Annotated in this window: 22 protein-coding genes, 6 pseudogenes and 1 other annotated feature; of the genes and pseudogenes, 4 read left to right on the forward strand and 24 right to left on the reverse strand. The window is 61.4% G+C overall.

The features are described 5' to 3' along the window. Window positions 1-93 precede the first annotated feature (93 nt). Window positions 94-1,065 (reverse strand): AraC family transcriptional regulator, encoded by a 972-nt coding sequence (locus CJU94_RS30590; protein ID WP_095422296.1) that lies wholly within the window; start codon window positions 1,063-1,065, stop codon window positions 94-96. Between the two features lie 404 nt (window positions 1,066-1,469). After that, window positions 1,470-2,870, reverse strand: coding sequence for a transposase (locus CJU94_RS30595; protein WP_095417514.1), 1,401 nt, complete (start codon window positions 2,868-2,870; stop codon window positions 1,470-1,472). A 523-nt stretch (window positions 2,871-3,393) separates the two neighbouring features. Here CJU94_RS30595 and CJU94_RS30600 point away from each other — a divergent pair. Continuing rightward, the gene (locus CJU94_RS30600; protein WP_095422297.1) at window positions 3,394-3,786 is read left to right on the forward strand and encodes a VOC family protein; all 393 of its coding nucleotides are present in this window, start codon (window positions 3,394-3,396) and stop codon (window positions 3,784-3,786) included. 31 nt (window positions 3,787-3,817) lie between these two features. Here the strand turns inward: CJU94_RS30600 and CJU94_RS30605 are convergent. The 15 genes and pseudogenes from CJU94_RS30605 to CJU94_RS30660 all read right to left on the reverse strand — a co-directional run bounded on the left by CJU94_RS30605 (window position 3,818) and on the right by CJU94_RS30660 (window position 18,142). Next, a protein-coding gene (locus CJU94_RS30605) for an IS3 family transposase (protein WP_095422298.1) occupies window positions 3,818-5,049 on the reverse strand; the annotation gives its coding sequence in 2 pieces (ribosomal slippage) (window positions 3,818-4,761 and window positions 4,761-5,049; 1,233 coding nt in all). Then, window positions 4,655-4,771 (reverse strand) — a sequence feature (AL1L pseudoknot). It overlaps the preceding gene by 117 nt. Before the next feature lie 73 nt (window positions 5,050-5,122). Next, window positions 5,123-5,515: pseudogene (locus CJU94_RS30610) on the reverse strand (DDE-type integrase/transposase/recombinase); the annotation flags it as partial. A gap of 14 nt (window positions 5,516-5,529) precedes the next feature. Then, window positions 5,530-6,705, reverse strand: a complete 1,176-nt coding sequence (locus CJU94_RS30615) for a porin (RefSeq protein ID WP_095422299.1) — start codon at window positions 6,703-6,705, stop codon at window positions 5,530-5,532. A 432-nt stretch (window positions 6,706-7,137) separates the two neighbouring features. Next, window positions 7,138-7,468, reverse strand: a pseudogene (locus CJU94_RS41910) (IS21 family transposase); the annotation flags it as partial. An 86-nt stretch (window positions 7,469-7,554) separates the two neighbouring features. Next, window positions 7,555-7,674, reverse strand: a pseudogene (locus tag CJU94_RS41020) (IS6 family transposase); the annotation flags it as partial. Window positions 7,675-7,736: 62 nt separating this feature from the next. Beyond that, window positions 7,737-8,516, reverse strand: coding sequence for a Rossmann-fold NAD(P)-binding domain-containing protein (locus tag CJU94_RS30625; RefSeq protein WP_157763823.1), 780 nt, complete (start codon window positions 8,514-8,516; stop codon window positions 7,737-7,739). A 45-nt stretch (window positions 8,517-8,561) separates the two neighbouring features. Further along, window positions 8,562-8,795: an NAD-dependent epimerase/dehydratase family protein gene (locus CJU94_RS42610; protein ID WP_157763838.1), complete on the reverse strand. Its 234-nt coding sequence runs from the start codon at window positions 8,793-8,795 to the stop codon at window positions 8,562-8,564. Window positions 8,796-8,883: 88 nt separating this feature from the next. After that, window positions 8,884-9,018 (reverse strand): hypothetical protein, encoded by a 135-nt coding sequence (locus CJU94_RS42315; protein WP_279636645.1) that lies wholly within the window; start codon window positions 9,016-9,018, stop codon window positions 8,884-8,886. Window positions 9,019-9,024: 6 nt separating this feature from the next. Beyond that, window positions 9,025-9,309 (reverse strand): LLM class oxidoreductase, encoded by a 285-nt coding sequence (locus CJU94_RS30630; RefSeq protein ID WP_208645381.1) that lies wholly within the window; start codon window positions 9,307-9,309, stop codon window positions 9,025-9,027. 95 nt (window positions 9,310-9,404) lie between these two features. Next, complete coding sequence (locus tag CJU94_RS30635) at window positions 9,405-11,027, reverse strand: hypothetical protein (RefSeq protein WP_095422301.1); 1,623 nt, start codon at window positions 11,025-11,027, stop codon at window positions 9,405-9,407. Window positions 11,028-11,817: 790 nt separating this feature from the next. Further along, on the reverse strand, window positions 11,818-13,152 hold the full coding sequence (locus tag CJU94_RS30640; protein ID WP_095422302.1) for an MFS transporter: 1,335 nt from the start codon (window positions 13,150-13,152) through the stop codon (window positions 11,818-11,820). Between the two features lie 91 nt (window positions 13,153-13,243). Then, window positions 13,244-14,137: an NAD(P)-dependent oxidoreductase gene (locus CJU94_RS30645; protein WP_095422303.1), complete on the reverse strand. Its 894-nt coding sequence runs from the start codon at window positions 14,135-14,137 to the stop codon at window positions 13,244-13,246. Beyond that, a complete protein-coding gene (gene ilvD, locus CJU94_RS30650) occupies window positions 14,134-15,900 on the reverse strand; it encodes a dihydroxy-acid dehydratase (protein WP_095422304.1) in 1,767 nt (588 codons plus the stop codon). The genes CJU94_RS30645 and ilvD overlap by 4 nt, the downstream gene beginning before the upstream one ends. Before the next feature lie 80 nt (window positions 15,901-15,980). After that, window positions 15,981-16,781: an SDR family NAD(P)-dependent oxidoreductase gene (locus tag CJU94_RS30655; protein WP_095422305.1), complete on the reverse strand. Its 801-nt coding sequence runs from the start codon at window positions 16,779-16,781 to the stop codon at window positions 15,981-15,983. 2 nt (window positions 16,782-16,783) lie between these two features. Beyond that, complete coding sequence (locus CJU94_RS30660) at window positions 16,784-18,142, reverse strand: MFS transporter (RefSeq protein ID WP_095422306.1); 1,359 nt, start codon at window positions 18,140-18,142, stop codon at window positions 16,784-16,786. 199 nt (window positions 18,143-18,341) lie between these two features. Between CJU94_RS30660 and CJU94_RS30665 the strand changes: the two genes are divergently transcribed. Together CJU94_RS30665 and CJU94_RS30675 are read left to right on the forward strand one after the other, a co-directional pair. After that, complete coding sequence (locus tag CJU94_RS30665; RefSeq protein WP_095422307.1) at window positions 18,342-19,316, forward strand: LysR family transcriptional regulator; 975 nt, start codon at window positions 18,342-18,344, stop codon at window positions 19,314-19,316. A gap of 687 nt (window positions 19,317-20,003) precedes the next feature. After that, window positions 20,004-20,189: a hypothetical protein gene (locus CJU94_RS30675; protein ID WP_095422309.1), complete on the forward strand. Its 186-nt coding sequence runs from the start codon at window positions 20,004-20,006 to the stop codon at window positions 20,187-20,189. A gap of 490 nt (window positions 20,190-20,679) precedes the next feature. Here CJU94_RS30675 and CJU94_RS30680 read toward each other — a convergent pair. Both CJU94_RS30680 and CJU94_RS30685 read right to left on the reverse strand, forming a co-directional pair. Then, window positions 20,680-20,826, reverse strand: a pseudogene (locus CJU94_RS30680) (NAD(P)-binding domain-containing protein); the annotation flags it as partial. Window positions 20,827-20,897: 71 nt separating this feature from the next. Further along, window positions 20,898-21,038 (reverse strand): annotated as a pseudogene (locus tag CJU94_RS30685) (SDR family oxidoreductase); the annotation flags it as partial. Here CJU94_RS30685 and CJU94_RS41915 point away from each other — a divergent pair. Then, window positions 21,036-21,371: pseudogene (locus tag CJU94_RS41915) on the forward strand (LysR family transcriptional regulator); the annotation flags it as partial. The pseudogenes CJU94_RS30685 and CJU94_RS41915 sit on opposite strands and share 3 nt — an antisense overlap. Before the next feature lie 184 nt (window positions 21,372-21,555). On the opposite strand, the gene CJU94_RS30695 reads toward CJU94_RS41915, so the two are convergent. The 5 genes from CJU94_RS30695 to CJU94_RS30715 all read right to left on the reverse strand — a co-directional run bounded on the left by CJU94_RS30695 (window position 21,556) and on the right by CJU94_RS30715 (window position 26,011). Then, on the reverse strand, window positions 21,556-22,479 hold the full coding sequence (locus CJU94_RS30695) for a glutaminase (protein ID WP_095422310.1): 924 nt from the start codon (window positions 22,477-22,479) through the stop codon (window positions 21,556-21,558). Window positions 22,480-22,831: 352 nt separating this feature from the next. After that, entirely contained in the window at window positions 22,832-23,800 is a 969-nt protein-coding gene (gene hutG / locus CJU94_RS30700) for a formimidoylglutamase (RefSeq protein ID WP_095422311.1), read from the reverse strand. Beyond that, the gene (locus tag CJU94_RS30705; RefSeq protein ID WP_095422312.1) at window positions 23,797-24,573 is read right to left on the reverse strand and encodes an amino acid ABC transporter ATP-binding protein; all 777 of its coding nucleotides are present in this window, start codon (window positions 24,571-24,573) and stop codon (window positions 23,797-23,799) included. The genes hutG and CJU94_RS30705 overlap by 4 nt, the downstream gene beginning before the upstream one ends. Continuing rightward, window positions 24,570-25,238: an amino acid ABC transporter permease gene (locus CJU94_RS30710; RefSeq protein ID WP_007176740.1), complete on the reverse strand. Its 669-nt coding sequence runs from the start codon at window positions 25,236-25,238 to the stop codon at window positions 24,570-24,572. Before CJU94_RS30710 ends, CJU94_RS30705 begins: the two co-directional genes overlap by 4 nt. 17 nt (window positions 25,239-25,255) lie before the next feature. Further along, window positions 25,256-26,011: a transporter substrate-binding domain-containing protein gene (locus CJU94_RS30715; RefSeq protein ID WP_095422313.1), complete on the reverse strand. Its 756-nt coding sequence runs from the start codon at window positions 26,009-26,011 to the stop codon at window positions 25,256-25,258. Between the last annotated feature and the right edge of the window lie 30 nt (window positions 26,012-26,041).

Consider the following 26,041-nt stretch of genomic DNA (forward strand, 5'->3'; position numbering starts at 1 on the left):
CCCCGCGTGGGGATTGGTGCGATGCCGTTGAAACGAAACCACTGCAATGACAGCTACTACCGACGGATTGAGCCAACGGTGTGAAAAGGACTGTCAAAGGAGTTCCGAACTTCGCGCGACAAAGGCACCTGTGTGTGCGATTCGATGCGCGTCACGCGGTGGATAGCCGAACTCCTCCTTGAAAGCGCGACTGAAGGCAGCCTCCGAACCGTAGCCAGCACTGTGAGCTACTTCGGTCACCTTCAAGGTTCCTACGCGTAGCAAGTCTGCTGCGAGCGTCAATCTCCACCGTGTCAGATAGCGCAACGGTGGAAGCCCCACTACTGCCGTGAAGCGGTCCGAAAACATCGATCGCGACATCATCGCCGTCTCGGCGAGCGACGAAACTGTCCATGCACGGTTAGGTTCCAGATGCATTGCGTTCAACGCACGGCCGACGCGTTCGTCACTCAGTCCGGACAGCCAGCCGACCCGATCGCCTTGCCGGCTGACCCACATCCGCAAGGTGCGAATAACGAGCAAATCGATGAGCCGCGAGATCATCAGCGCTGACCCTGGCCCGGCGCTACGCGATTCCACGTCAAGAAAATGCGAGATGGAGGCCAGCCAGGCGGGTTCGCTAACTTTGTCGCATGTCAGATGAATCAGCCCGGGAAGCCCGGTGAGCAGAGAGCGTAACGGTGCCCCGTCAAAATAGAACGATCCCGCGAGAAAGGATCCTGCCACGCCTTCGTCAGTCGCCCATTTGAACGTCTGCGCATCTTTGCTGGGGGTAAAGTCCACCCCCGCCTCAAAGCGTTGATGTGGTTTCCTGCTCGGCTCGCTTCGAATCGTATGTCCATCCGCATGAGGCAAAAGAACGAAGTCGCCTGAGCGCAGCATCACGGAGGCGCCATTGCGTTGAGACACTGACAGTTCGCCGGTGCGCAAATGCAAAAACGTCGCCGGTCCTGGCGGAAAAGTCACCTCGGTGGAACTGCCCAGCTCGCCGTGGAAAACGTGGTCCCCGCGAAGGCGAATCAGCTTGAGTACCTGGGACAGGACATCGACGTGCTCGGACGGCATGAGTTACTCCTTTAGGACATGTTCACAAGACTGCGCCCATCAACGATGTGTGCAGGGTCAAGAGACTAACGGCTGCTTTAGGGGCAGCATCGTACCGTGAATGCCCCTTCCGATATGCGGACATATCTTCGGCGGACCGAACGTCACGCCGGGCGGGTTGTCCGATCCCAGCTTGTCTTCAGGCATTCGAGCATTTCGCAAGAGTGGCGCTAATGGCCGTTCACGGTCCGATGCCGATTGCATAGGATGCGCGCTGCAGATGGACTCGCGTTGGACCGTCACCCCATCCGGCAATGGACCTCGTTCAATCTCGGCCATTCACACATCGGTCGATACCGCGTAGTAAGAGATAATCGCGCTGCCGTAGTAACTCGAGAGTGCCGAATTCAGGCGTGGTTTTTCGGCTATGTGCCCAGGCGGAACATCTCGAATGTGTCGGGGTCCTGCCTTTCTGCGATGAATTTTGCGAAGAAATGGGTTTTGGCGCTATTCACGAGAAATTCGGGCAGGCATTGACGTAGTGCGTTGGCGACGACCAACTCCGATGGAGGGATGCCGGGGCGGATAGTGCGCAGCCAGGATCCAAAGGAACTCCAGACCTGTGAAGGGAACACCGCTGCCAGATAGTGAAGCAGTCCCTGACAGACGATGCCAGCGTGCATAAAGACGTGGTACGCGTGGATCTTGCGCTTGACGGCGTTGCGGTACTCGAGTGACTCGCGATGAAGGTATTGATCGCCGTTTCGGCGGGCGAGCGGCTTCATGTCCTGCATCCAGAAGTGGTACGCGAATGTGCCGATCCGATGCACCGCCTGTTTGAAGCTGTACTCGATCTTGAAGCGCAATCCATACAGGCGGATGATCTCGACGGCATCCAGACTGAGGTCGGTGCACATCAGCAGACACGAACCCCTGCTTGGGTGAGTCACTGCCACGAAGCGAACCAGCTGACCGTACGCCGGCCACAGCAGATCGCAGACCCGATAGTGAATGGTGACATTGTGCTCGCCATAGACCGGACTGGGGGCGGATTGCAAGGCCTGGGGATCAGCCAGTAGCGATTTGAGTTTGATCTTCTCACCGTAGCGCCTGGGACGCCCCCGTTTGCGCGGTCCCTGCTGCACGTACGGGGCACAGGCGACTGCATTGGACTTCACGCGTGTGACCAGGTGGTTGTCCCGATCGCGCAGGCCTTTGACGATCTTGCCAGCAGCGTAGTAGGCATCGGCCACGAAGTAGAACGGCTGCTGCACCGAGACGATGCCAAGCAGCGAGATCATCTTGTCGAGCAAGGTACGCCGATCGCGGTTGGACCACACCAGACCTTCGTGAATACGCACGGCCAGCGGTACGGCGAAGACGCTCTGGGCGGCCCGCACAAGCATACTGACCGCCTGCATCGAGTGCCCCATGATGTATTCGGGCTTGGTGTTGGAGTCGGACTGTTGATGCAGCAGCTTGACGCCGGGCATCTTCCTGCCGCTCTTGGCCACCTTGATGCCATCGCCGACCAAAACCAGTCGGCCATTGACGCGTAGCGGGTCAGGGAACAGGCGCAGCACCGTCTGGGTCCACAGCGCTGAAAGCTGATCGAGCTGCACGGCGTCGCTATGCAGGCTGTCACGCAGCTTGTTGTACAGGGCTGGCCGCAGTTTGAGAGCCCGCACGATGCTGGTCACGCCCAGCAACTCGGTGCGCACAGTCAAGCCAGCGACGACAGTTGCGAACCACATGAAGCTGCGCAGGCGAGAAAACGCTGGGCGTAGCAGCCAGATCGCGTCCCACCAAGCCGTCCAGAGTTTCATTGTTGTTCTCTACATTATTTTGCACTACGAAGTATCGCATAGAATATGCAATATAGGCAGCACAAACGGCTCCTTCAAATCGAAAGACTCATTGAGACGATCAAGGCGATGCTCGCCGCGATAGATGAAAGACGCGCGGGGTCACTCACCCCCCCCCCATTGCAAGGCCCTCCCGAACCAGTTCGGGGCATACTGACAGACGAGCGATACGCGGGACAGGAAGATCCGCACTGAGTCCTTCGTGGGCGATGCGCTGAGCGATGTGAGCCCCTGCAAGTCAACTACGAGAGCATCAACAAGGCATTGATTGAGGAATAGAGCAACGTGAGTTTGATCACTGCCGCCTGACGATGAATCTGGTGCACGAAGGCAACCGGCCACGCCGGATCACATCACCAGGAAATGGATCGGTGTTCAGATGAAAAGCGCCGAGGCCGGAGCGAGTCCGAGAAAAAACAAGCGAGAAGTCGGCACTCTCGAGGTAGTAAAGTAACTAACAAAACTCTGACTGGAGCAGAAATCAATGCAGCTTCTCGATCATGTTTCGATCGGTGTTCCCGACCTTGACGCAGCACGACCGTTCTACGACTCGATCATGAAGGCACTCGGAGCAACTAAGGTCTACGACCGTACCAATGCGCTCGGTTACGGGGATCGTTGCACGTCGGACGATACGAAATCGACGTTCCTGGCTGTCTATCTGGACTTAAGCAGGATCGACATGAACAAGCGCCATTGGTGTTTCAAGGCGATGTCCCGCGAACAAGTGGACGAATTTTTCTCGGCGGGCCTCGCCGCCGGCGGACGTTCAGATGGTGAACCAGGGCTTCGGCCTCACTATCATAGCAACTACTATGCAGCGTTCCTGTTCGATCCGGCCGGCAATCGTGTTGAGGCGGTATGTCACACGGCCTGAATCGCCCCGGGAATCGTGGAGGCTGGTTGGCTTAAGTTAATGCGGGTTCGGCGACCGGTGTTTCAAGTTGCCGATAGTAGTTTGCCTCAGCTTCAGCAGGCGGGATGTAGCCGAGGGGTTCCATCAATCGATGATGATTGAACCAGGCCACCCATTCCAGCGTTGCCAACTCGACGGACTCCCGTGTTTTCCAGGTGCGGCGATGAATCAGTTCGGCCTTGTACAAACCGTTGATTGTCTCGGCCAGTGCGTTGTCGTAACTGTCGCCACGGCTACCAACCGAGGGCTCGATGCCCGCTTCGGCCAGTCGCTCGCTATAGCGAATGCTAACGTATTGCGAGCCTCTGTCGGAGTGATGTATCAACGTTCCATCGCCGCCTGGGCGCCGCGCATAGAGTGCCTGTTCAAGTGCATCCAGAACGAAGTCTGTAGTCATCGACGAACTGACGCGCCAACCGACAATCCGTCGGGCGAACACGTCGATCACGAAGGCCACGTAGAGCCAGCCCTGCCACGTCGAGACATAGGTGAAATCAGAAACCCGGAGCTGGTTTGGCCGCTCTGCCCTGAACTGCCGGTTGACCCGATCCATCGGGCGCGCGGCTGCCGCATCGGCAATCGTCGTTCGAACACGTTTGCCTCGCATTACGCCACGCAAACCCAGTTGCTTCATCAGCCGTTCGACCGTGCAGCGAGCCACCGCGATACGCTCCCGGTTCATCTGCTTCCAGACTTTATCCGCTCCGTAGACCCGCATGTTGGCTTGCCAGACACGCTGGATCTCCGGCCGCAGGCGTTCATCGCGTATCGCACGAGCGCAGCGGCGCGACGGATCGCGAAGCTGTGCAGCATGGCGCCGGTAGCCCGACGGGGCAATCCGCAAGACCTTGCAGATCGGCTCGACCCCGAAGGTGTCGCGATGCTGATCGATGAAGGCCTTCAGGACTTCAGGCGGCGGTCGAGCTCCGCCTGGGCGAAAAACGCACTCGCCAGTTTCAGAATCTCGTTGGCGCGGCGCAGTTCCTTGACTTCGCGCTCCAGTGCCTTAAGACGTTCGCGTTCCGACGTGCTCACGCCCTCGCGCTCGCCGCTATCGACTTCCTCTCGTTTGACCCACCCCAGCAATGTCTGGCTCGTGCAGCCGATCTTGGGGGCGATGGATTCGATCGCCACCCACTGTGACGGATATTCGCCCCGATGCTCCTGCACCATGCGCACTGCACGTTCCCGGACTTCAGCAGAAAACTTGTTCGACTTGTTCATGGCTCCATTTTCTCAAGAGTTGGAGCCTCCACCAAATCCGGGGCGGTTCAGAATGTGTCAGCTGTTTGATGAACTCGATTTGCCTCACGAACGACTCGGCCATGCCGTTGCTCTGCGGTGAACGAACGAGTGTAGTTAACGGCTCCAGACCCAACTCGCGAGCGAAACTGCGCGTGCGATGGTCGATGCAGGCAGAGCCGTTGTCGGACAGCCACTCAAACGGTGCGCCTGCCTGCGTCGTGCCGAAGCGTTGCCCGACCGCAGCGAGCATGACATCACGTACGACGCCGCCGCTATGGCCGCCAGTGGTCGCTGCCCAACTGATGGCTTTCCGGTCACGGCAGTCCAGTGCCAACGTCACGCGCAACGGCGAGCCGTCGTCACAACGGAACTCGAAGCCGTCCGAGCACCAGCGGACATTACTCCGGGCAACGGCAATGCGTCCATCATGTCGGCGCGTCGGACGGTACGAGCGCGTCTTTAGAACATCGTGCGAAGTCCGATTGCCACGCCTACCTGATTGGTCCGGCCAATGGTGTTGGTCGGAACGCCCTCGCCGTTGACCCCGCCGGGGTAGTCGGCGGAAAAGGCGCCCGTGCCGCGCGCGAAGTCCGCGATCCCGTAGACTTCCGTGCGCCTCGTGAACGAGTATTCGGCGAGAACGGTGGCCGATTGGTTCACCCCCCTGCCGAGCGTGCCGTCGAGCAATTCAGCATTGCGCGTCTGCCCGTAATAGTAGGCGAACGTGAACAGCAGCGCAGGCATGGCGTGCCAGTTCGCACCGACGTAATAGGTGTCGTCGATACGGTTGGGGCTTCCCCCCTTCAGTGTCGGCGCGCCGGATTGCTGCATGTAGCTGTCAGTCAAACCAGTGTGGTCCTGCCCCCGCAGCCAGCCGGCCAGGAGGCGGATGTCGTGGGTGACCTGAAACGCGCCGCTGATGTGCAGGAAGTTGGTCTTGGCGCCGTTGGTCAAGCTGCCGACACTGGTGCCAACCGAAGAGCCAGTCACAGATGTCGGAACGGAGACCTGCTGGAAGCCTGCGTTGAGCATGGCAGGGCCGTACGTGTATGTCAGTTCCACGGCATAGGTGGCGCCGAGACCGACCGCGCCCGGCTGGTTGCCAAAGCCGTAAAGGGCAATGACATCCAGGCCATCGAAGCTGCCCTTGTACTTGACCGAGTTGTTGACTTCAAGGTAAGGGCCAATGCCGTTATACATCCAGCTGTTTTGCCAATAGTTGCCAACGGTCAGCGGGTCGAAGATATCGCCCAAGGTGTCGTAGGCCGGCGCATATTGCCTGCCAAAGGTCAGCGAGCCCCACGTTTTGTTCGACAGACCCACGAAAGCTTGCCGACTGAACAGTGTGCCAGGGGCGTGTAGTTGCCCATTAAAGGCTTCGAAGCCGTTTTCAAGGCGGAAGATTGCGGACCAGCCGTCCCCCAGATCCTCACTGCCCCTCAAGCCCCAGCGGCTGTGGGTTTCCGGGCCGGACGTCATGGCGACCTGGTCGTTGCCGCCCGGGCCGGCATTTGTCTGATACCGGATGGCTTCATCGACGATGCCGTACAGCGTGACCGAGGTTTGTGCGAATGCCGACGGCGCCGCGGCAGCCAAGAACACGCCAGTGGCGCCGGAAATAAGTATTCTTTTCATTAGCAATCCACAGTAATTAGTAAGCTGACTGGGAAAGTTTTTCAACGCTCGAACAATAAGACCGTGAAGGGAGCGTAGCCTGTCATTTCATTGAGGCACAGAGGTTAGTTACGGAGTGTTGTTTATTTGCGCTGTTGGGCCAAGTATGTGCAAATCGTCTGATGATTTACGTGCGGGATAACGACCTTTAGTTGGATCTTGATGCGCTGCGCTGCTTTGAGCACATGGCACTGCCGATGCCGGGTCGGCTAGGGCATGGAGAAGGACTGCTTTTTATCGCTGCGGCAACAGACCTCGGTCAGCGTCAAAAAAATTCGCAGCACGCCAGACACCTGCAGTTCCCGACGATTACATTGCGCGGGGAAGTTCGGCGCGCACAGCGCCACCTGGCTGACTCGATTGCCACCATTCGCTGCGAACTGGCGGTCCGACCGATAGCCGGAGGCGACCGGGTTCGTGCACCTGTCGGAACACAACCTCGCGCTCCTCGCGATGGAGTGCCCGCCAGACGCGCAGGCGTCGCTCCAGTGTTCGGCGCACGCCGCGCGACAGATGCGGGTGGGGCCCAAGCATCTCTTCCAGTAGCGCCACCGGCCGGACGCCCGAAGCGGACTGCAGCAGCGGAACCACCTCAGCGTCAAAATATCCCGGTCAGTCGATCCTCGCGTCGGCGCTGGCGTGGCGCCTTCTTCTGCGACGGTAGTCGTGGATCCTCTGCAATCTGGTAGGCCGTGGCGCCGCTGAACCCGGCGCGCGCAGCGGCACTGGCCGGCGTGGCGGCAGCGGTTCCGTGCTACGCCCGCTCCCGCTGCCGTCACACCACCACTCTCATCCTGATTGACGCGCGGCAGAGTAGGCCACGTACCACCGGACACACAGCACAATCACGTCCAGCGGATAGCGCAGCCGCCTCACCACCTTGATCCCCGGCGGTAATGTCTTGCGCGGCGTTTTGCCCGTTATGGCCATCGTGGTCATGTCAATTTCGGTCGTCGAATTTCTATATGACGGCCTTCGCGCGACAAAACCTTTCAGGGAATGTAACGTTGCTCCCTGAGCTCGGTCAGCATCTCGATATACATTTCCTCTGAATCGATGCAATCATGGAAGCCATGTTTGCGTGCCTTGATCGTGCTAGAGATGTTGTCAAAGGTCGTTTTGAAAATCATGTCGCCAAACTTCCACGACACGATTTGGTCGTACGGGTAGTTTCGAAGGTTGTGCTTCTCGACCAGCCTGTTCCACAGTTCTGCCTTGTCGGCCATCATCTGCTGTAACAACATGGGGAACGGCACACCGACCGACACATCGAAAAACTCCGCCAGACGCGGCCAGACGCGAGACCATCTGAAGGACTCGCCATTCGTGATGTTGTAAATCTCGCCTCGGCATGCGTCGGTCTCGCCTGCCCAATCGACGGCGCTCGCGAGAATTCGAGTATCGGTAATCTGGTAGAGCGCGTCGTAAGCGGCGCGCGAGCCGGGAAGAGACATTGGAACGCCCAGGGCCTTCGCTAACGTTCCATAGACAGCAATCACCATTAGCAGATTCATGGGATTGCCCACGGCAACCCCTGCAATACCCTCGGGACGAAATGCAGTCCAAGACCATGATTTGCCGACTGAACGTTCCCGAAGGAAATCTTCCTGGTCGTAATAGAAGTTCGGTGGCATATGGCGCGGGTCGCTCTCCTTCGCGGGCGATGGAATTGGGCCAATATGCACGCCGTATGCCTTGCCTCCCTGCATCAGCGTGACGTGCTGCAGGTTCGGAGCGTGCTTCTCCATGACCTCAACCATGTTCTTCAACATCCGCAGATTCACCTCGACCAGTTCCGCAGGCGTCGGCTTCTCCTGCTAGGCTGAGAACACGAGATGCGTCGCTTCAGGTACTTGTGCAAGTAGCGCCTCGCAGGCCTCTCTGTCCAACAAGTCGACCGCCAAATGCCTCGCGCGCGTCGGGAAATCAGGTGCGCGTCGGGAAACGGCGACCAGATCGACGCCCTTGGTTTCATAGTGTGCGAGTAGTCCGCGTCCGATAACTCCAACCGCGCCTGCTACGACTACTGTGTTCGTCCGTTCTCCAGAGATTCGTAATCAGAATGTTCAGCCAATCGTGACTTCGGGTCTGCTACTTCGCAACCCCGCGGAGCGACATCGATTCAATCTGTAATTCCCCCTATGAGATCGAAGCTCGTTGCAGAACTTCGGCGCCGTCCATCGTTTCAGCAACTTGCTCGCCCTGTGCAGTGCCGATGCGCCGGGCGTGGCGGTAAGCGGTGAGAAAGTGCCGGTCGTCGCTCTCCAGCACCATGCCGGCTCACGTTGACATGACGAAGTCAGGTAGAACGAACTCACCGAGCTCCTCAATGACCTCACCTGCGGGGCGTTGGCCGTATTTCAAATTGACGATCACATGGTTGACGCCGACCTCCTCCTGCAAGCTGCGCAGCAGCGCGACCAGGTGATATCGCCCCAGTTGGCAGCCCAGGTGGATCGGCCGTGGCGGTGTCTGCGGGTTATCTGTCAGGTCGATATATAGCGACTGGGTGAAGGGTTTGCGGCGCCTTTGAACACTATAACGAGCGACACCCGCATAAAGCATTAAAGTACCGCTCCCCACGGGAGTTCCGGCGAACCGGTGCAGCATCAACTTAACGGTGCCCGAGTGTCCTGAGTTTCGGGGTCAACTCCACATGCTCAGGTATGCGCGGGCCGAGGCCTGTCGCCGGCCGGCGTCGGACGTTCACGTTTTGGCTCGGGCGGTGGCGTCGGCTGCACCCGGTCGGACGGAAACAGCGCCTGCACGAGCCGGTCGATGAACTGGAAGAACCTATCTGACGCATAGCCTGCGACGAACGCGATCGCGAGCGGCGACATGGCCTTACCCTCCTGCACGATATCGCTGAAGAGTCCGATCGAAATGCCGACGATCACCGCCGTTGTCACGTGCGCACGGTTCGCGACCTTCGAATATTCTGGGTGAAAAAGGCACGCCGCAGTATCGTCGCGCAACTTGCGAAGGATGGCGGCGGTCGCGCCGAGCCAAGCGTAAAGAATCGGCAGCACAAAGCCCGTCGTCATGCCGACAAACGTCAAAATATTGTCGCGCGCGTAGTTCGCCGTCGCGCGAATCTGCTGATAGATGGCGATTTTCTGGAAGCCCTGCCTGACTGTGTCTTCGGGAATCATCCGGTTCTTCTGGTCCGGCGTCATGCCGATATCGAAGAGCGGTAAATCTATTTCCAGTGCGTGGCGCACGGAATCCGTCGTGCATTCCCAATCCGCGGCCGCCGGCGGCGTGCGCCAGATCAGGCGGAATCCGTAGTTCATGCCGTTGGAGAAAGCGAAGTTCTCGTCGGGCACGCTCACGACATCCGCTGACGCGCAATTCTGCGCATACCGGCTCGTCACGATGCCCCAGTTTTCGCCCCACGGGTCACCGAACAACGCGTACAGGTGTTGGCCCACTTCGTTCGGCAGCCAGAAAAATAGCCTGCTTATCGTTCTCGTGCGTTCGATATCCGAATACAGCTGGCGATTGTTGGTCGCGAACTTTTGTAGTGTGTCCTTGATCGCCACCGCTTCGGGCGAGTTCTGCATCTGTTCGAGAACATCGCCGGAGCGACGTTGATTCACCTGCTCGTTCGCTTTCGAGAGAGCGGCGGAGTAGGCCTGCAACTGGTTGTGCATCTTGAGCGTGATCGGATCGCTCTCGATGATGCGATCCTGAATGTCTGCGGATATCTGCTTGATAACGAAGAGTTGGCACGACAATACCAGCGCCATAAGCGTGAGTAACGCCGCCGAGACCGAGTAGTTTCGAATGGCCCTGCGCGCACCTTTGCGTGCTTCAGCACCGACGGCATCGCCGACGACCGGCGCAATCGCTTCGGTCATATGGCTCATTGCGTCGTAGAACGGCACCTCGATCGACGGCGACCAGTCGAACTCCTTTTGCGCATCGCGCGCCGCGGCGAGCGCCTTGATATCGGGAGTCGCGAGTGCTTTTCCGGTGAGCCCCGCGTGCGATACGACATCTGCGCAAGATCTCAGGTCCTCGGCGACTTTCGCATTCGGATAAGGCGCGTGCGACACGATGTACGCCATCGCGTAGTAGAACGCAGCTTCCGTTTCCGGATCGACCTCGCCTGCGTCAAGTTTCGCGCGTGCCAGTTTGACCGCGCGGATCATCGATTCGCGAATACGCACGCCCGCGCGCGCCGCCAGCGAAATGCACATCTCGCAATGCACGATGTCGTGCCTGAGTTTCTCTTGCGGCGACTCGCCGCCGATTCCGTTTTCCGAAGACGCAGCACCCATAGAAGCCTCCCAAAACGAGGATTCGTCACTTAAACGCCTGTGAGCGCCGTTCGGGGGAAACGGCTCCTGCTGTGCAACGCCCGAGCTGAAACGTCGGCTGCCGTACGCACATTGTCGTTATTGTCGAATCCTACCGGTATCACTTAGTCGTACATATTCGTTCGATAAGATTAGATCGGTTTTTCGAACTTTCCATCGCGCAATTGGGAAACGTGCGGAATGGCGCGACGTGCGCTCTGTCTTGTCGTTTTCTCACTAGGCTTTGTGGACAACGTTCGGCGCGAGGCGGCTGCGGCTAAGCGGCGCCGCTTTGCCGAAATGGCCTGGAAGGCTTGTCCATCGCGGATGATTTACGGTTGAAAGTTGTCGATCCTGGAAGTTATTTCAGTAAAAAAACCGACGCCAAGGCCCCGTTTTTGCCTCGGAATCCAGTCAAAGCGGAAGCGATTTGGTTAATTTTCCGGAAGCCAATCGAGTTCCTTCACAATGCGGCGCGCGACGGGCACCGGCGTGACTAACGACTCGTATGAAAGGCTGACGGACATCGTCCGACGGCTTCATCGGCAAGCCGGAGGCGAAGGCGGCAACGCATCGGCCGCACGTTCACCGTGCGGCTGCATCGAGACGGCGGTTCGCTGAAACTGATTCAGGAACGGCTTGGGTTTTCAGGCCTGTCTGCCCTTAAGAACTTATCCAGGCAATCCACTCGTGAAGCACGAATCCTCGTGATTGTCGTTCCACTTGTTGGAAAGGCGTTGCGGCACGCCGGTGAACCCCGCGGCTCCATGGATCATCCGCCGGTCAAAGCCGTCGCCGGGGCGGCCGGCGCCACGATTTTGCCACTCAGCGCCTTCAGCCCGAACGTCGCCACGAACGTCAGCGACGCGCACGCGACCATGAAATAGCCCGGCGCGGCGAGATCACCCGTGCGACTGATCAGCCATGTGCCGATCAGCGGCGCGGTGCCGCTAAAGAGGGTGAAGCTGAGATTGAATGCGAGCGCGACGCCGCTAAAGCGCACGCGCGTAGGAAACATATCCGCGATGATGCAGGCAAAGGTACCGTTGATCAGCGCCGCGCCCAATCCGCCGAGCAGCATCAGCGCGATCAGATCCATCCGGTGACTGACTGCCGCGTGATAGAACGGCATCGCCAGCATGATCAGCAGCAGTGCGCCTGCGCGCATCAGATGGCGGCGCGACATGCCGTCGCCGATCCGCCCGACGATCAGAATGCCGATCGACGCAGTCGCCAGCGCCACGTTCTGGCCGAGGGCGACCTGGTGCGGATCGTAGTGCAGCACCTTGTCCAGATACGCGGGCATGTGCGCAAACAGCAGGCCGTTATAGCCGGCCGTCGCGCACGTCGTCAGAATGCCCAGCAGCACGGGCCGCCAGTGTTCGCGCATCAGTTCGGCAAACGGGTGCTTCGAGGCGAACTGCTTCATATGCGCGAATTCCGGCGTTTCTTCGAGCTTGCGGCGCAGCCAGAAACCGAGCAGCCCGATCACGCCGCCGAAGATGAACGCGAAGCGCCAGCCGTATGCCGCGACGTCGTCCGGCGTCAGGACAGCATGCACGCCCAGGTTGACGGCCGCCGCGAGCAACACGCCAGAGTTGACGCAGAAGAACACGATCCCGCAGACGAAGCCCGCGCGCCGCGGCACGGTTTCGACCACGTAGGTAATCGACCCCGGCAGTTCGCCGCCGAGGCAGAATCCCTGCACGAGCCGCAGCAGGATCATCGTGAAGGTCGCGGCGATGCCCCAGCTCGCGTAGGTCGGCACCAGCCCCATGCCGATGGTCGACAGCGACACGATGATCACCGAGACGATGAACACGCGCCGCCGCCCGAAGCGGTCGCCGAACCAGCTGAGCACCGCGCCGCCGATGGGCCGCGATAGGTAGCCGATCGCGAACACCGCGAAAGACAGCAGCAGCGCCATCATCGGATCGAGCATCGAAAAGAACGCGCGGCCGATGAATTGCGCGAACACACCATAGACGACGAAGTCGTAGAACTCCAGCGCGCCGCCGAGACTCGCGAGAATGATGAGCCGCCACTGACCCGCCGTCAGGCGGTTGAACGAGGCACTGCGTACGTTGACCGCTTCGAGGTTCTGCATCGTGTCTCCTGATGCATGGCTTATCTGTAGATCCGGCGCGTCTGCCATGCAGCGACGACCGGTGTTCGCTAGAGACCGGAAACCCGCTATGTCATTCGGGCGTGGCCGTTTGCAATTCGACCGTCACGATCTGCGAGATATCGGCGTCGCCGAGACCTTGCTCGACCGCCTGCGTCAGCCAGCGCCGCACCAACGCTGCGACCGGCAGCGCCGTATCGCTCTCGCGCGCCAGCGACTCGACGGCATCGAGGTCTTTCAGCATCGTGCGGATCGTGCCGGAGGCCTGTGCCGGAGGCGCGATCATGCGCGGCATCAAAGTCTGCAGCAGCACCGAATCGGCCCAGCCGCCGGCGAGCGCGGCGGGAATCCGCGCCGTGTCGATGCCGGCATGGCGGGCGAGCCGGGTCGCTTCGGCGAGCGCCGCGATGGTCGTCATCACGATGGTCTGATTCGCCAGCTTCGTGGCTTGTCCCGCGCCGCTGCCGCCCATGCGCGTGACGCGCGCGGCGAAACCACGAAGGATCGGCGTTAATGTCTCGATCAGCGCGGCGTCGCCGCCCGCCATGATCGCCAGCGTGCCTGCCGCCGCGCCGGACGTGCCTCCCGACACCGGCGCGTCGATCCAGTCGCCGCCGGTCTGTTCGTGCCAGCGCCGGGCGAAGGCGCGGGTTTGCGACGGCGCGAGCGTCGAATGATCGACCAGCGTGGCGCCGCGATGCGCGCGGCTCGCGAGCCCGTCGACGCCGAACGCCACCGCCTCGACCGCCGCCGCGTCCGCGAGACACAGCATCACGATGTCGGCGCCGGCCGCGACCTGAGCCGGCGACTCGCATGCCACGCAATTCGTCGCCGACGCCTGCAATGCCGCAGCCTTTTCGTTCGAACGATTCCACACTCGCAGCGCATGGCCCGCGTCGGCGAGACGCTGCGCCATCGGCCAGCCCATCTTGCCGAGCCCGCAAAAACCGAGGCGGGCGCTCGTCATGCGGCGGCTCCGTCGTCGCCGGGTGTGGGTTCGTCGTACGGCCATTCGACGTTGCCCGAATGCGTCACCGCGCCGAGATGCGCGGGCCGCACCAACGCTTCGTATTTTTCGAGCACCCCCGCGAGCCGGCGCGGCGCGCGCGCGGGCGCGTCGGCGCGGCGGCGGGCGAGTTCGTCGTCGGACAGGTCGACGCGCAGAATGCCTGCGCGCGCGTCGATATGCACACGGTCGCCGTTGCGCAACAGGCCGATCGGGCCACCCGCCGCCGCTTCCGGGCCGACGTAGCCGATGCACATGCCACGTGTCGCGCCCGAAAACCGACCGTCGGTCAACAACGCCACTTTCTCGCCCATGCCCTGACCGTAGATCGCTGCCGTCACGCTCAGCATTTCGCGCATACCGGGACCGCCTTTCGGCCCTTCGTTACGGATCACGAGCACGTCGTCTTCGCGGTAATCGCGCGCCGCGACCACCGCCATGCAGTCTTCTTCACATTCGAATACACGCACCGCGCCCGTGAACGAAAGCGATTTGAGCCCGGCGATTTTCAGACATGCGCCGTGCGGCGCGAGGTTGCCGCGCAGGATTACGAGTCCGCCGTTTTCGCCGAGGGGGTCGTCGCACGGACGCACGACGGTGCCGTCCGGTCCGCTGAACGCGCTCAATGCTTCGGCGAGCGTGCCGCCACCGAGCGCGGGCACGTCGCCATGCAGGAAGCCGCCTGCCAGCAGCGCGTTCAACACGGCCGGCACGCCGCCCGCGTGATGCAGATCCTGCGCGAGATAGCGGCCGCCTGGTTGCAGATCGCCGATCAGCGGAATCTTTGCGAACACGCGTTGCACGTCGTCGAGCGTGAAGCGGATGCCGGCCTCGTTGGCGATGGCCGGAATGTGCAGCGCGGCATTGGTCGAACCGCCGGTTGCCGCCACCGCCGCGCAGGCGTTCTCGAGGCTTTCCATGGTGACGAGATCGCGCGGCAGGGGGCCGCCTTGCGTCAGGATACGCATGACTGTTTCGCCCGCGCGGCGCGCAATCGCGATCCGTTCGCTGTAGACGGCGGGCACCATCGCGGAGCCGAGCGGCGCGAGGCCAAGCGTTTCCGCGACCATCGCCATCGTATTCGCGGTGAACTGGCCGGGACACGACCCGGCCGTCGGCGTGCACTGCTTTTCGATGGCGTCCAGTTGCGCACGGCTCATGTCGCCGCGCTGCGTGGTGCCGACCGCTTCGATTGTCGTGAGAATCGTCGACTGGCGTTGCAGGCCGGTGCCGGCGCCGCCGGGCAACTGGCCCGGTGCGACACCCGGCAGCATCGCACCGCCGAACAGGAATACGCCGGGCACGTTGACGCGCACCATGCCCATCAGGATGCCGGGCAAGGTCTTGTCGCAACCGGCGACGCCGATCAGGGCGTCGTAGTTATGCGCGCGCACGAACAGTTCGACGCTGTCCGCAACCACTTCGCGCGACACGAGGCTCATCCTCATGCCGGAGTGATTCATCGACGTGCCGTCCGACACCGAGATCGCCGAGCCGCGGATCGGCACGCCACCGCCCGCTGCAATGCCGAGCCGCGCGTTGTCGGAGACCTGGTTCAGCGACATCGAACACGGCGTGTTCTCGCCGAACGTATCGACGATCGCGACGAACGGCTTTTGCATGGATTCGTCGTCGAGACCGGTAGCGCGCAGGAACGCGCGATGCGGCGCCCGCGTGACGCCGTCGGTCACCCTGCGCGAGCGATGTTTGTGCAGATTGGTCATGTGGAAAAGTCCGTTTTCTTTTGAAACTCGTGCAGTGCTGTGGCGATGGTTCGTTCAACTGCGCGCGCGTTGACCGCGGCTCAACCGGCGTTCAGCAGCAAGCCGTTTTCCGCAGCGATCACCTGGCCGGTCATGGCGGGCGCCTGCGTGGCGAGAAACCACGCCAGGTCCGCGATTTCGGCAGGCATCGACACCCGTTTGAGCGGCGCCTGTTCGGTCATTCTCTCTAGCACGCCGTCATAGGCTTGCGGGTCGAGCACGCGCAGCAACAGCCCGTCGTCGACCATGCCGGGCGCGATCGCGTTGACGCGGACATGCGGCGCGAGACTGCGCGCAAGCGAGAGCGTCAGCGTATTCACCGCGCCTTTCGACGCCGCATACGCGATCGACGACCCGGTGCCGTTCAGACCCGCCAGCGACGAAATGTTGACGACGCTCGTGCTGCGTTTCACCGTCGATAGACCGGCGGATTCGCGCAGCAACGGCACGGCTGCGCGGGTCATCTGATACAGCCCGATCAGGTTCACGCGATACACGCGCTCGAACTCGATAGCGTCGATTTCGTCGAAGGCGTTGTGCGGAATCACGCGGGTCGTGCCCGCGCAATTGATCAGCGCGTCGACACGTTGCCAGCGGCTCGCCACGGTATCCATCGCGCGGCGGCAGTGCGCATCGTTGCCGACATCCGCGTCGAATATCAGCGTGGACGCGCCGGCGTCGCGGCAGGCCGCTTCGACGGCCAGCGCTGCTTCGCGCGTGTTGTCGTCGAAGTTGCCTATCGCCACCGACCAGCCCGCTTGCGCGAAGCGCAGCGCGGTCGCCGCGCCGATACCCGAAGCCGATCCCGTCACCACGCAGACGGGGCTGCTCGATTGCGTCATATTCAAGTCCTCTGTGGAATGCTGGAATTAGGCGCGTTCGTCGAAACGGCAGAAGCGCGCTTGAGTGGCATGCGCAGCACGATCGCCGCGCCGATCAACAGCGCTGCGGCGATAGCCAGCATTCCCGGCAACAGCTTGCCGCCGCTCAGATCGGACAGCCGCCCGACGATGAACGGACTTACGAAACCGGCCAGATTGCCGGTGCAATTGATCACGGCGATCCCCGCCGCCGCGCCCGCGCCGCCGAGCAGCGCGGTCGGAATCCCCCAGAACACCGGCGCAATCGAATTGATGCCGATAGCGGCGACCACCAGCGCCGCGATCGACACCGCGACGTTCGACGCAAACAGCACCGACGCAAGCAAACCGAGCGCGCCGATCGCGCAGCAGACCGCGACATGCACGCGGCGTTCGTCGTGGCGGTCAGCGTGGCGCGCGATCAGCACCATCGCGACCACGCTGATCAACGAGGGCACCGCCGACAGCCAGCCGATGTTGCCCACGCTGGCAACGCCGCTTGCCTTGATGATGGTCGGCACCCAGAACGCGAGGCCGTAATTGCCCATTGCGATGCAGAAGTACAGCAGCCCGAGCAGCCACACGCGCTTGCTGGCAAATGCGCCGCGCGCCGAGGTTTCGGTGCGCGTGATCGCGTCGCGGGCGAGATCGGCGGCAAGGCGCGCTTTTTCGTCGGCGTTCAGCCAGCGCACGTTATCGATCCGGTCGTGCAATACGAAGAACGCCGCAATGCCGACCGCCAGCGAGCCGATCCCTTCGACCAGAAACAGCCAGCGCCATCCGGCAAGACCGTAGGTGCCCGCGAAATGGGCCATCAGCCAGCCCGACAACGGGCCGCCGATCGCGCCGGACACCGGAATCGCGGTCATGAACAGCGCAATGATCTGCGAGCGGCGGGTGGCCGGAAACCAGTTGGACAGATACAGCAAAATGCCCGGAAAAAAGCCGGCTTCGGCGACGCCGAGCAGAAAGCGCATCACATAGAACGATGTCGGACCGTTGACGAACATCGTCAGGCCCGACACCAGTGCCCACGTGACCATGATCCGCGCGATCCAGCGGCGCGCGCCGACGCGGTTGAGGATCAGGTTGCTCGGCACCTCAAAGAAGAAATAGCCGACGAAGAAAATGCCCGCTCCCGCGCCGTACACCGTTTCGCTCAGCGAGAGGTCGCTCAGCATTTGCAGCTTGGCGAAGCTGACGTTCACGCGGTCGATGTACGCCACCACGAACGCCAGAAACAGAAACGGCACGATCCGCCGCGTGAGTTTCGCGTAGAGCAGGGCGTTGTCGGGATCGGCCGCTGCGGGGCCCGGTTCGGGTCCGAAGGAAGGGACGCTCATGGTCTGTCTCCAGTGCGCGTGCTCGGCACGCGGTCTCATCGTTTATGTGGGGTCCTCGTTTTGCATGGACGGGACCGTTGCCCTCTGGCGGCAGTGTCGAAAGGGTAGTCGTGTTGCGGGTATTGCCGCAAATCACGATTTCGGAGAAAGTTATAACCATATCGTTATACCGAACCGTATTTTGGGGGAAACCCTTGTCATGCAAAACAGCGATCCGATAGAACGTTTTTTTCGCAGCGGGCTGAAGCTGCCGCATCTGCGTATCCTCGTAAGCCTTGCGGAGCTTGGCCAGGTCACGCGTGTCGCGGCGGCGTTTCATGTGACCCAGCCGGCCATCTCGAAGCAGATCGGGGAAATCGAGGAGGCGCTCGGCGTGCAAGTCGTGAACCGAGTCGGTAATGCGCTGGAGTTGACCGGGATCGGCCAGGTGATCGTGGCATGCGGGCGCGAAGTCTTGCGCCATATCGAACTCGCGCGCCGCGATGTCAGCGCGCTTGCGTCCGGCACCGGCGGCCATGTCCGGGTCGGCGCGGTGGTGACTATCCCCGAGCCGCTGGTCACTAACTCGGTGCAACTGTTCATGCGGCGCGCGCCGTCGGCGTCGCTTTCGTTCGCGGAAGCCACGCTCGACCGCTTGATCAAGATGCTGGACGACGGCGACCTCGACATCGCCCTTGGCCGCAACCGGATTGCGACCACGCAGAAGACCTTGCGTCAGGAAGTGGTTCATCGCGAGCCGTTTGTGTTCGTGGTCGGCGCGCATCACCCGTTGGGAGATCCCGGGCGTCAGGTGACGTGGGCTGATCTGGGCGCGGTTCGCTGGATCACCCCGATGCACGGGTCGCCGGCGTACGCAACACTGATCGAGACGCTTGCCGGGAACGAGATTGCAGTGGGCGGCGGCGCGGTCGAATCGAGCGCGTTGGCGTTGAATATCGCCTTGATACGCAGCGGCGATTTTGTTTCGATCTTGCCGATGTCAATAGCAAAGCCTCACGCGATGCGCGGCAGCATGCGGGTGCTCCCGTTGCCGCCGCTGGAGCCGCTGGGTGAAATCGTGGCTTATTGGCGGGCCGATTCGAGCTTGCCTGCTGCGAAATTGTTTAGCGCATGCCTGAGAGAGGTGGCAGGGGAGTTGATGAATGAGCCGGGTGGGACGGTGCGGCTAGAGTGAGTTCGGGGCGCGTGGCCGCGCATTTCACGTCATTGAGGCCGGCACCAGTTCACGCGCGTCCAACACGTGGCCGCATGATTCAGCCAGGCGCTCCACGCTGAGATCGATAAAGGCCCGGGCGCGCGAAGGCTGTGCTGGCCGGCCTCCGTAATAGAGGTAGACGCTCATGGGATCGGTAGCGCGCGCTGTGAGCAGCGGCACCAGGCGTCCCGCGCGAATCAGCGGCACGGCAGACAGCCCCGACAACAGGCCGATTACCTGGCCCGGGAGGACGGCCTCGGTACGAAGGAGCCTGAGTGCAGTTGCGCCATCGCAGGACACAGCAGCATGGCGGCCCTGGCAGCGCAGCAGGAAAGCGAGACTATCCGCGATAGGCTCATTGTCGTTAGGCTTCGACCGGATTCCAGGCCCCGAGGACATCGTACAGACACGGGATACGTAGGCGGGCCGCATGTGTCGCAATCCAACCCACAGCGCCGGACGTAAAGTTGGATCCGGCCCACCGGCCGCAGAGCGCATGTCTGTCTACGAATTCGCACTGGTCGCTATTGCGGCGAGTTGTGTCATCGGTTACTGCGGGGCCACCGTTTGGCACGCACTTTGCCTTAATTTTCACCGAGGAGTGACGACATCCTCAAAACGAACTTCGACATTCCTAACCGACTGACTTACTCTTGGAGAATTGAAATGAACACGCTGGTAGTCAAAGACCTCCCCGTAGCCGTTGAGATGGATCGTACTGCAATGACCGCGGTCAGCGGCGGCAGGTTGCCGCAGCAGGTGATGAACATCATTCAGGCCGTTTCCGACTATGCAAACGACTCCCCTGTCCAGCACAGTTTTACTGGCAGTGGGGCTTCCGTGACGTACTAACAGAAACGCGGCGATTTCGTCGCTCAAGGCCCCGCCGACGAGGGGCCTCTTTGAATTCGCTTCCCGTGACTCTATTTGCGCTGCCCCGATACCGGTCGTTCCGCCTCAACTCGACGGGTTGATTTGAGCGTGAGCACTCTTTCTGAGGGCATGACGACCGTTGTCTTGTTCACGATCGATGAGGCACCAGGTTTTCGGTTCCTCACCAAGCGTGCTCAACTTTTGTTTTCCCAGAACAACGGACTCCCACGCGGACCGCGGACGCGAAACATCATGACGACGGAGGTGCCGGCACCTTGTTGGCTTAAGCCGCCGTCGGTGTCCGATCTAACCGGATACCTTGTGGATCCGCCGGTGAGGACGTGGCGCCAGATGATCGAAGCGCGGCTTACTAGTGAGTCGCCCTCGCTTCAATCAAACTGTGGCTGGCCCTTTGACCACGACGCGGGGTCGCATTGAAATGTGCGACCACGACTCATCAGTCGAACTTGATGAGCTCGGGTCCGATCGCGGCCGCTGCGGATGCAAAACTTTCCGGGGCGCGAGTCGTTGCAACGGATACTTCGATGCCGCTTCGGGCAAACGCCCTGGCCAGGGCCTGGCCGATCTTGCCGAAGCCGATAATTGCGAAGCTCATATATTTTCCTTCGTTGTGCCACGCCCTACGGGCTCCGAATATCCAATGGAGTGACCGGCGGGCGTAGCGTGTCAGAGTTGCGCCAGGCCGCCGTCGACGGCGACTTCGCTGGCGGTCATGAAGCTGCTGTCCGGCGACGCGAGAAAGGCGGCCACCGCCGCGATCTCCGCCGGATCGGCCATGCGCTGGAGCGGAGTCATCGCGACGTAGACCAGCCCGATGCGGACAAGACCCAGCAGGGGGTCGCCAGTGAACGCCAGTGGCTGGTGAATGACCTCGGCGCGAAGCACGATCTGCTCAGGGGGAGCTTGTGCTGGGGCCACATGCCGCATCATCTTGTCGCGGAAGACCTCGCGAACGGAACACTTGTCGAACTCCAACGGCGCGCATGGCACATGCGCGCCCTCACGTTCATGATCTCGCAGCGGCGCGGGTACTCCTTTTCCGAAGGCGAGACGCGGCTGGTCGAGCTCCTTGGTAGTCGCCATCGCTTGCCAAAGGGTGCCAGCAAGCGCCCCGTCTCGCGCAAAGGAAAAAAAGCATGAAGGGCCGCCTCGCGTGAGCAACGGCCTGTACGGCCTGCCGTCCTCGACGGATGTCAGCAAAGTAGATAAACAGCAGTCTGCCTGCTCGAATCTTCAATGGATGCAATGGGTCGGTCCCAGTCTTTCACGTAGCGTACGCTCAGTGTGGGTCGACTCTTGCCGAATCACCTCGACTTCGGTGTTCTTAAAAAATCGACCGCCCGGTAAGCGTGGTCAACCGTTCAAGCGCCTCGACGCCCGCCAGTGAGTTGCCGTTCGCGTCGAGTCCGGGCGACCAGACGCAAACGGCCATTTCCTCCGGCAACACCGCGACGATGCCGCCGCCCACGCCGCTTTTCGCTGGCAAGCCGACGCGATACACAAAGTCACCGGCCGCGTCGTATGTGCCGCATGTCAGCATAAGAGCGGACAGGCGTTTGGCCGAACTCGCGTCGAGGATACGTTCGCCAGAGATCGGCGCGACGCCGCCGTTGGCGAGAAAGAGTGCCGCCTTCGCCAGTTCGATGCAGTTCATCGATATCGCGCATTGACGGCAATACGCGTCGATGACAGCCTCGGGCGGCATCTCCAGGTTGCCGAAGCTCGCCATGAAATGGGCCATCGCGCGATTGCGGTGTGCGTGCTGCAATTCGGACTGAGCCACGCGCATGTCATAGTCGATCGTCGATTCACCTGTCAGCCGCCGCATGAATTCGACGAGCGCTGTCTCTGCGTTGACGAAGCGGCGGCACAGCACATCGGTGACGACCAGTGCGCCTGCGTTGATGAACGGATTGCGCGGTTTGCCCTTCTCGGCTTCGAGTTGCACGAGCGAATTGAAGGCCGTACCCGACGGCTCACGGCCCACGCGCCGCCACAACGCATCGCCCAGCAGCCTGAATGCCATCGTGCACGCGAACAGCTTGGAGATGCTCTGAATCGAAAAGCGCGTGTCGGCCTGTCCTACGCGATACACGTCCCCCGCCGTCGTGACGACGGCCATGCCGAAGCTGTTGGCGGGCACATTCGCGAGTTCGGGAATGTAGTCCGCGGCGCGGCCCGCGGTGCGCCACGGTTCGATGTCGCGATGGATCTGTTCGAGGATCGCTTGATAGTTCTGGTCGGACATAGGTGGCTGCATCCAGGAGCCCTTGTGTATGGGTCGCGATGATACCGCAGCCAGCCAGCGTTCGGTGCGTTGCCCACAGTGTCGCGCACCTGTACGAAGAGGCCGGGGCCGGCGATGAGTCCTTCCGTCGACACGGTGCTGGCGCTCCGCGGAAAAGCTGATGTACGGTCCTCCGGCAAGGACCAGGAAGGCGAGCGCCACGTCGCCTTCGAGGGCTGGGATCGGCCAACTGCAGCCGTTCGTCTTCATGTTCAACGGGCCGTTCAAACGGCAGATGCGCATCAAGCAACGGACGTTCGTGGGATGGGAGTTTTTTTCTACTCACGCAATACGGTGAGCATGACGACGTGATTCAAAGCAACCGGTACGCCAGTCGCGCGGCCGCTCTCCCGGTGCGCCTGTCCTGATCGAGCGACGGGTTGTACTCCGCGATATCCGCCGCGCGCAGCTTGCCCGAAGCTCGCACGCGCAGCACCATCGCTTCGATCACCGATAGCGGTACGCCTAGCGCAGCGGGCGCCGATACACCCGGCGCCGTGGCGGCCGGCAACACGTCGAGATCGATCGTCAGATAGACGTCGTCCGCCGCGTCCAGCAACTTCTGAAGCTCATTCAGACGCTGCGGCAGTTGTGCCTCCTGCATATCGACGTCGAACACGTAGTGCACGCCGAGTCGCTCCGCATGCGCGAACAGCGAAGCTGTATTGCTGAGATCGCTGATGCCGAAGCACGCATAATTGAACGGCACCCCTCGTTGCGCACAGTCAAGCGCGATCTGATCGAACGGCGTGCCCGAATTCGCGGGACGCTTCTGACGCAGATCGAAGTGAGCGTCGAAGTTGATGATCAGCAGCTTGCGCGACATGAGCAGCGTGGCGTCATTCTCGGTTTCACGCTGCTGATGCAGCCGCAAACCGCTATATGTGCCCCACGCGACCTCATGACCGCCGCCAAACACCAACGGGCGTCCGCCACCCGCCAGCACCTCACTGACCACGTGGGCCAGTTCCGTCTGCGCGGCTTCGAGGTCGCCGTCGTCACACACCACGTCGCCAGCGTCGGCAAGTACCGCCATCGCCGTTTTGGCCGGCAAGCCTGCCAGCACACGGCGCAATTCCATGGGCGCATGCGCCGCGCCGATCCGGCCTTGATTGCGGCGCACGCCTTCATCGGAGCCGAAGCCCACGATCACCGGCGCATCGTGCTGCATCTGCTTCGCGCTACCGAACGGCGTCACCTGATTGAAAACACGCCGCGTGTCGCCGGCCTCGCCGTCGTCGGAACGGCCTGCCCACACCTTGTCATTGAATGGGACTCTCATGCGCGTGACAACACCGCCTGCAGGAATGCGCGTGTGCGCGGTTGTGATGGCGCCGAGAAAATCTCCGCGGGCGGCCCCGCTTCGACGATCACGCCGCCGTCCATGACTACCACTACGTTGGCCACTTCCTTCGCGAAGCCCATTTCGTGTGTGACGACCACCATCGTCATGCCTTCACTCGCGAGCAGCTTCATCACTTGCAGCACTTCGCCGACCAGTTCGGGATCGAGGGCGGACGTCGGTTCGTCGAACAGCATCACCCGCGGCTGCATCGCTAGCGCGCGAGCAATCGCAACCCGTTGCTTCTGACCGCCCGACAGACTCGCCGGCATCACATGCGCCTTGTGCGCGAGCCCGACTTTCTCCAGCAACGCCATCGCAGCCGATTCGGCCTGCGCCTTGCTGGCGCCACGCAACATGCGCGGCCCCACGGTGATGTTATGCAGCACCGACAGGTGCGGAAACAGATTGAACGACTGAAACACCATGCCGACTTCGGTGCGCAGCGCATTCAGCGAACGCTCTTTGAGCATCTCGCCATGGTCGACTAGCCGATGCCCACAAATGTCGATCGTGCCGCCTTCTGCTTGTTCAAGCCCATTGCAGCAGCGTAGAAATGTACTCTTGCCCGAGCCGCTCGGCCCGATCACCACCACGACCTGCTGCGGCTGGATATCGAAATCGATGCCGTTGAGCACCGTATGGGAGCCGAACGATTTGGTCAGCCCGCGAATGCTGACGATAGGCTCACTGACTTTGGCCACGGTATTCATTGCACCATTCCTCCAGCACGCAAACGACGTTCGACGCGATGCAGCGCGTAATTGGTCGCCTGCGTCAACACGAGATACACCAGCGCGATAGCGAGATACACTTCGAGCGAACGATACGACACGCTGATGATCTTCTGGCCTTCATGCATCAGATCGTCGATTGTCAGCAGCGACACCAGCGCCGAGTTCTTGATCAGCGCGATGAATTCGTTGCCGAGTGGCGGGATCATCCGCACAATGGCCTGCGGCAGAATGATCGCGCGCATTGCCTGCCCCGACGACATGCCGATCGAACGCGCCGCTTCCATCTGCCCGCGGTCGACTGACTGAATCGCGCCGCGCACGATCTCCGAGACATAAGCCGCAGAATACAGACCGAGCCCCAGCATGCCGCACACAAACGCCGGCAGCAGAATGCCGAATTGTGGGAGGCCGAAGAACAGCAGGAAGAGTTGCACCAGCAACGGCGTGCCGCGGAAGAACGTCAGGTACGCGGTGCAGAAGCCGTACACCATGCGCCGCTTCGGCGTCAGCCGGCCGATGCCGATCAGCAGGCCAAGCACGCAACTGAGCGCGAGCGATGCGGCGGTCACTTCGACCGTCACCAACGTGCCTCGCATGATGTCTGGCCAGCCGGCAATCACCGGCGAGAAATCAAGTTCCATTTCGTTTGCCCGGCCGTTTATTGCGCACTCGCGCCGAACCACTTCTTGACGATCGCCGCATACGTGCCGTCAGCCTTGATCTTGGCGAGCGCGGTGTTGAAGGAGGTCTTCAATTGCGGCTCGTCTTTGCGCACGGCGATGCCGTAGGCTTCGGTGGTCAGCGTTTTGTCGAGTACGCGGAAGCCGGTACGCGTTTTCGCGACTTGATACGCGGCCGGCTTACCCGTCACAGCAGCGTCGGCACGACCGATCCCCACCAGGTCGAACATTTCCTGGTTCTTCTCGACCTCGACGCGATTGATCTGCGGAAAGTTATCGCGTAGGAAGTTCACCGACTTCGTGCCCACCTGGACAGAGACTTTCTTGCCGTTCAGATCGGCCACCGTCTTGATCGGTGAATCGCTTTTGACCAGCACGGCCAGCCCCCCCGCGTAGTACGAATCGGTGAAGTCGACCACTTTCGCGCGCTCGTCGGTAATGTAGATGCCAGAGATCGCAGCGTCGAATCGATGCGCGATCAGACCTGGAATCAGCCCTTTGAAGTCAATGTCGGTCCATTGCACGCGTTTACCCATCGCTTTCGCGAGCGCATTCATGAGGTCGACGTCGAAGCCGGTGCGCGCGCCGTTCTCGGTGTACTCCATCGGCGGGAATGTGGCGTCGGTGGCGACGTTCAGCACATCCGGCGTTTGTGCGGATGCCGCGCCGGAAAATCCGCCCAACGTCACGGCGAACGTGACGCATGCGAGGGACAACAGTCGTTGCAGCTTCATGGGGTAGGCTCCTTGTGGTTCTTTCAAGTC

Source organism: Paraburkholderia aromaticivorans, assembly GCF_002278075.1.
Taxonomy (GTDB): Bacteria; Pseudomonadota; Gammaproteobacteria; order Burkholderiales; family Burkholderiaceae; genus Paraburkholderia; species Paraburkholderia aromaticivorans.

What these genes read in the sequence shown, in the direction of transcription:
- CJU94_RS30590 (WP_095422296.1), bottom strand. Translation starts at nt 1,065, where the DNA reads ATGCCGTCCGAGCACGTCGATGTCCTGTCCCAGGTACTCAAGCTGATT.
- CJU94_RS30595 (WP_095417514.1), bottom strand. Translation starts at nt 2,870, where the DNA reads ATGAAACTCTGGACGGCTTGGTGGGACGCGATCTGGCTGCTACGCCCA.
- CJU94_RS30600 (WP_095422297.1), top strand. Translation starts at nt 3,394, where the DNA reads ATGCAGCTTCTCGATCATGTTTCGATCGGTGTTCCCGACCTTGACGCA.
- CJU94_RS30615 (WP_095422299.1), bottom strand. Translation starts at nt 6,705, where the DNA reads ATGAAAAGAATACTTATTTCCGGCGCCACTGGCGTGTTCTTGGCTGCC.
- CJU94_RS30625 (WP_157763823.1), bottom strand. Translation starts at nt 8,516, where the DNA reads ATGTTGAAGAACATGGTTGAGGTCATGGAGAAGCACGCTCCGAACCTG.
- CJU94_RS42315 (WP_279636645.1), bottom strand. Translation starts at nt 9,018, where the DNA reads ATGGTGCTGGAGAGCGACGACCGGCACTTTCTCACCGCTTACCGCCAC.
- CJU94_RS30630 (WP_208645381.1), bottom strand. Translation starts at nt 9,309, where the DNA reads ATGCTTTATGCGGGTGTCGCTCGTTATAGTGTTCAAAGGCGCCGCAAA.
- CJU94_RS30635 (WP_095422301.1), bottom strand. Translation starts at nt 11,027, where the DNA reads ATGGGTGCTGCGTCTTCGGAAAACGGAATCGGCGGCGAGTCGCCGCAA.
- CJU94_RS30640 (WP_095422302.1), bottom strand. Translation starts at nt 13,152, where the DNA reads ATGCAGAACCTCGAAGCGGTCAACGTACGCAGTGCCTCGTTCAACCGC.
- CJU94_RS30645 (WP_095422303.1), bottom strand. Translation starts at nt 14,137, where the DNA reads ATGACGAGCGCCCGCCTCGGTTTTTGCGGGCTCGGCAAGATGGGCTGG.
- ilvD (WP_095422304.1), bottom strand. Translation starts at nt 15,900, where the DNA reads ATGACCAATCTGCACAAACATCGCTCGCGCAGGGTGACCGACGGCGTC.
- CJU94_RS30655 (WP_095422305.1), bottom strand. Translation starts at nt 16,781, where the DNA reads ATGACGCAATCGAGCAGCCCCGTCTGCGTGGTGACGGGATCGGCTTCG.
- CJU94_RS30660 (WP_095422306.1), bottom strand. Translation starts at nt 18,142, where the DNA reads ATGAGCGTCCCTTCCTTCGGACCCGAACCGGGCCCCGCAGCGGCCGAT.
- CJU94_RS30665 (WP_095422307.1), top strand. Translation starts at nt 18,342, where the DNA reads ATGCAAAACAGCGATCCGATAGAACGTTTTTTTCGCAGCGGGCTGAAG.
- CJU94_RS30675 (WP_095422309.1), top strand. Translation starts at nt 20,004, where the DNA reads ATGAACACGCTGGTAGTCAAAGACCTCCCCGTAGCCGTTGAGATGGAT.
- CJU94_RS30695 (WP_095422310.1), bottom strand. Translation starts at nt 22,479, where the DNA reads ATGTCCGACCAGAACTATCAAGCGATCCTCGAACAGATCCATCGCGAC.
- hutG (WP_095422311.1), bottom strand. Translation starts at nt 23,800, where the DNA reads ATGAGAGTCCCATTCAATGACAAGGTGTGGGCAGGCCGTTCCGACGAC.
- CJU94_RS30705 (WP_095422312.1), bottom strand. Translation starts at nt 24,573, where the DNA reads ATGAATACCGTGGCCAAAGTCAGTGAGCCTATCGTCAGCATTCGCGGG.
- CJU94_RS30710 (WP_007176740.1), bottom strand. Translation starts at nt 25,238, where the DNA reads ATGGAACTTGATTTCTCGCCGGTGATTGCCGGCTGGCCAGACATCATG.
- CJU94_RS30715 (WP_095422313.1), bottom strand. Translation starts at nt 26,011, where the DNA reads ATGAAGCTGCAACGACTGTTGTCCCTCGCATGCGTCACGTTCGCCGTG.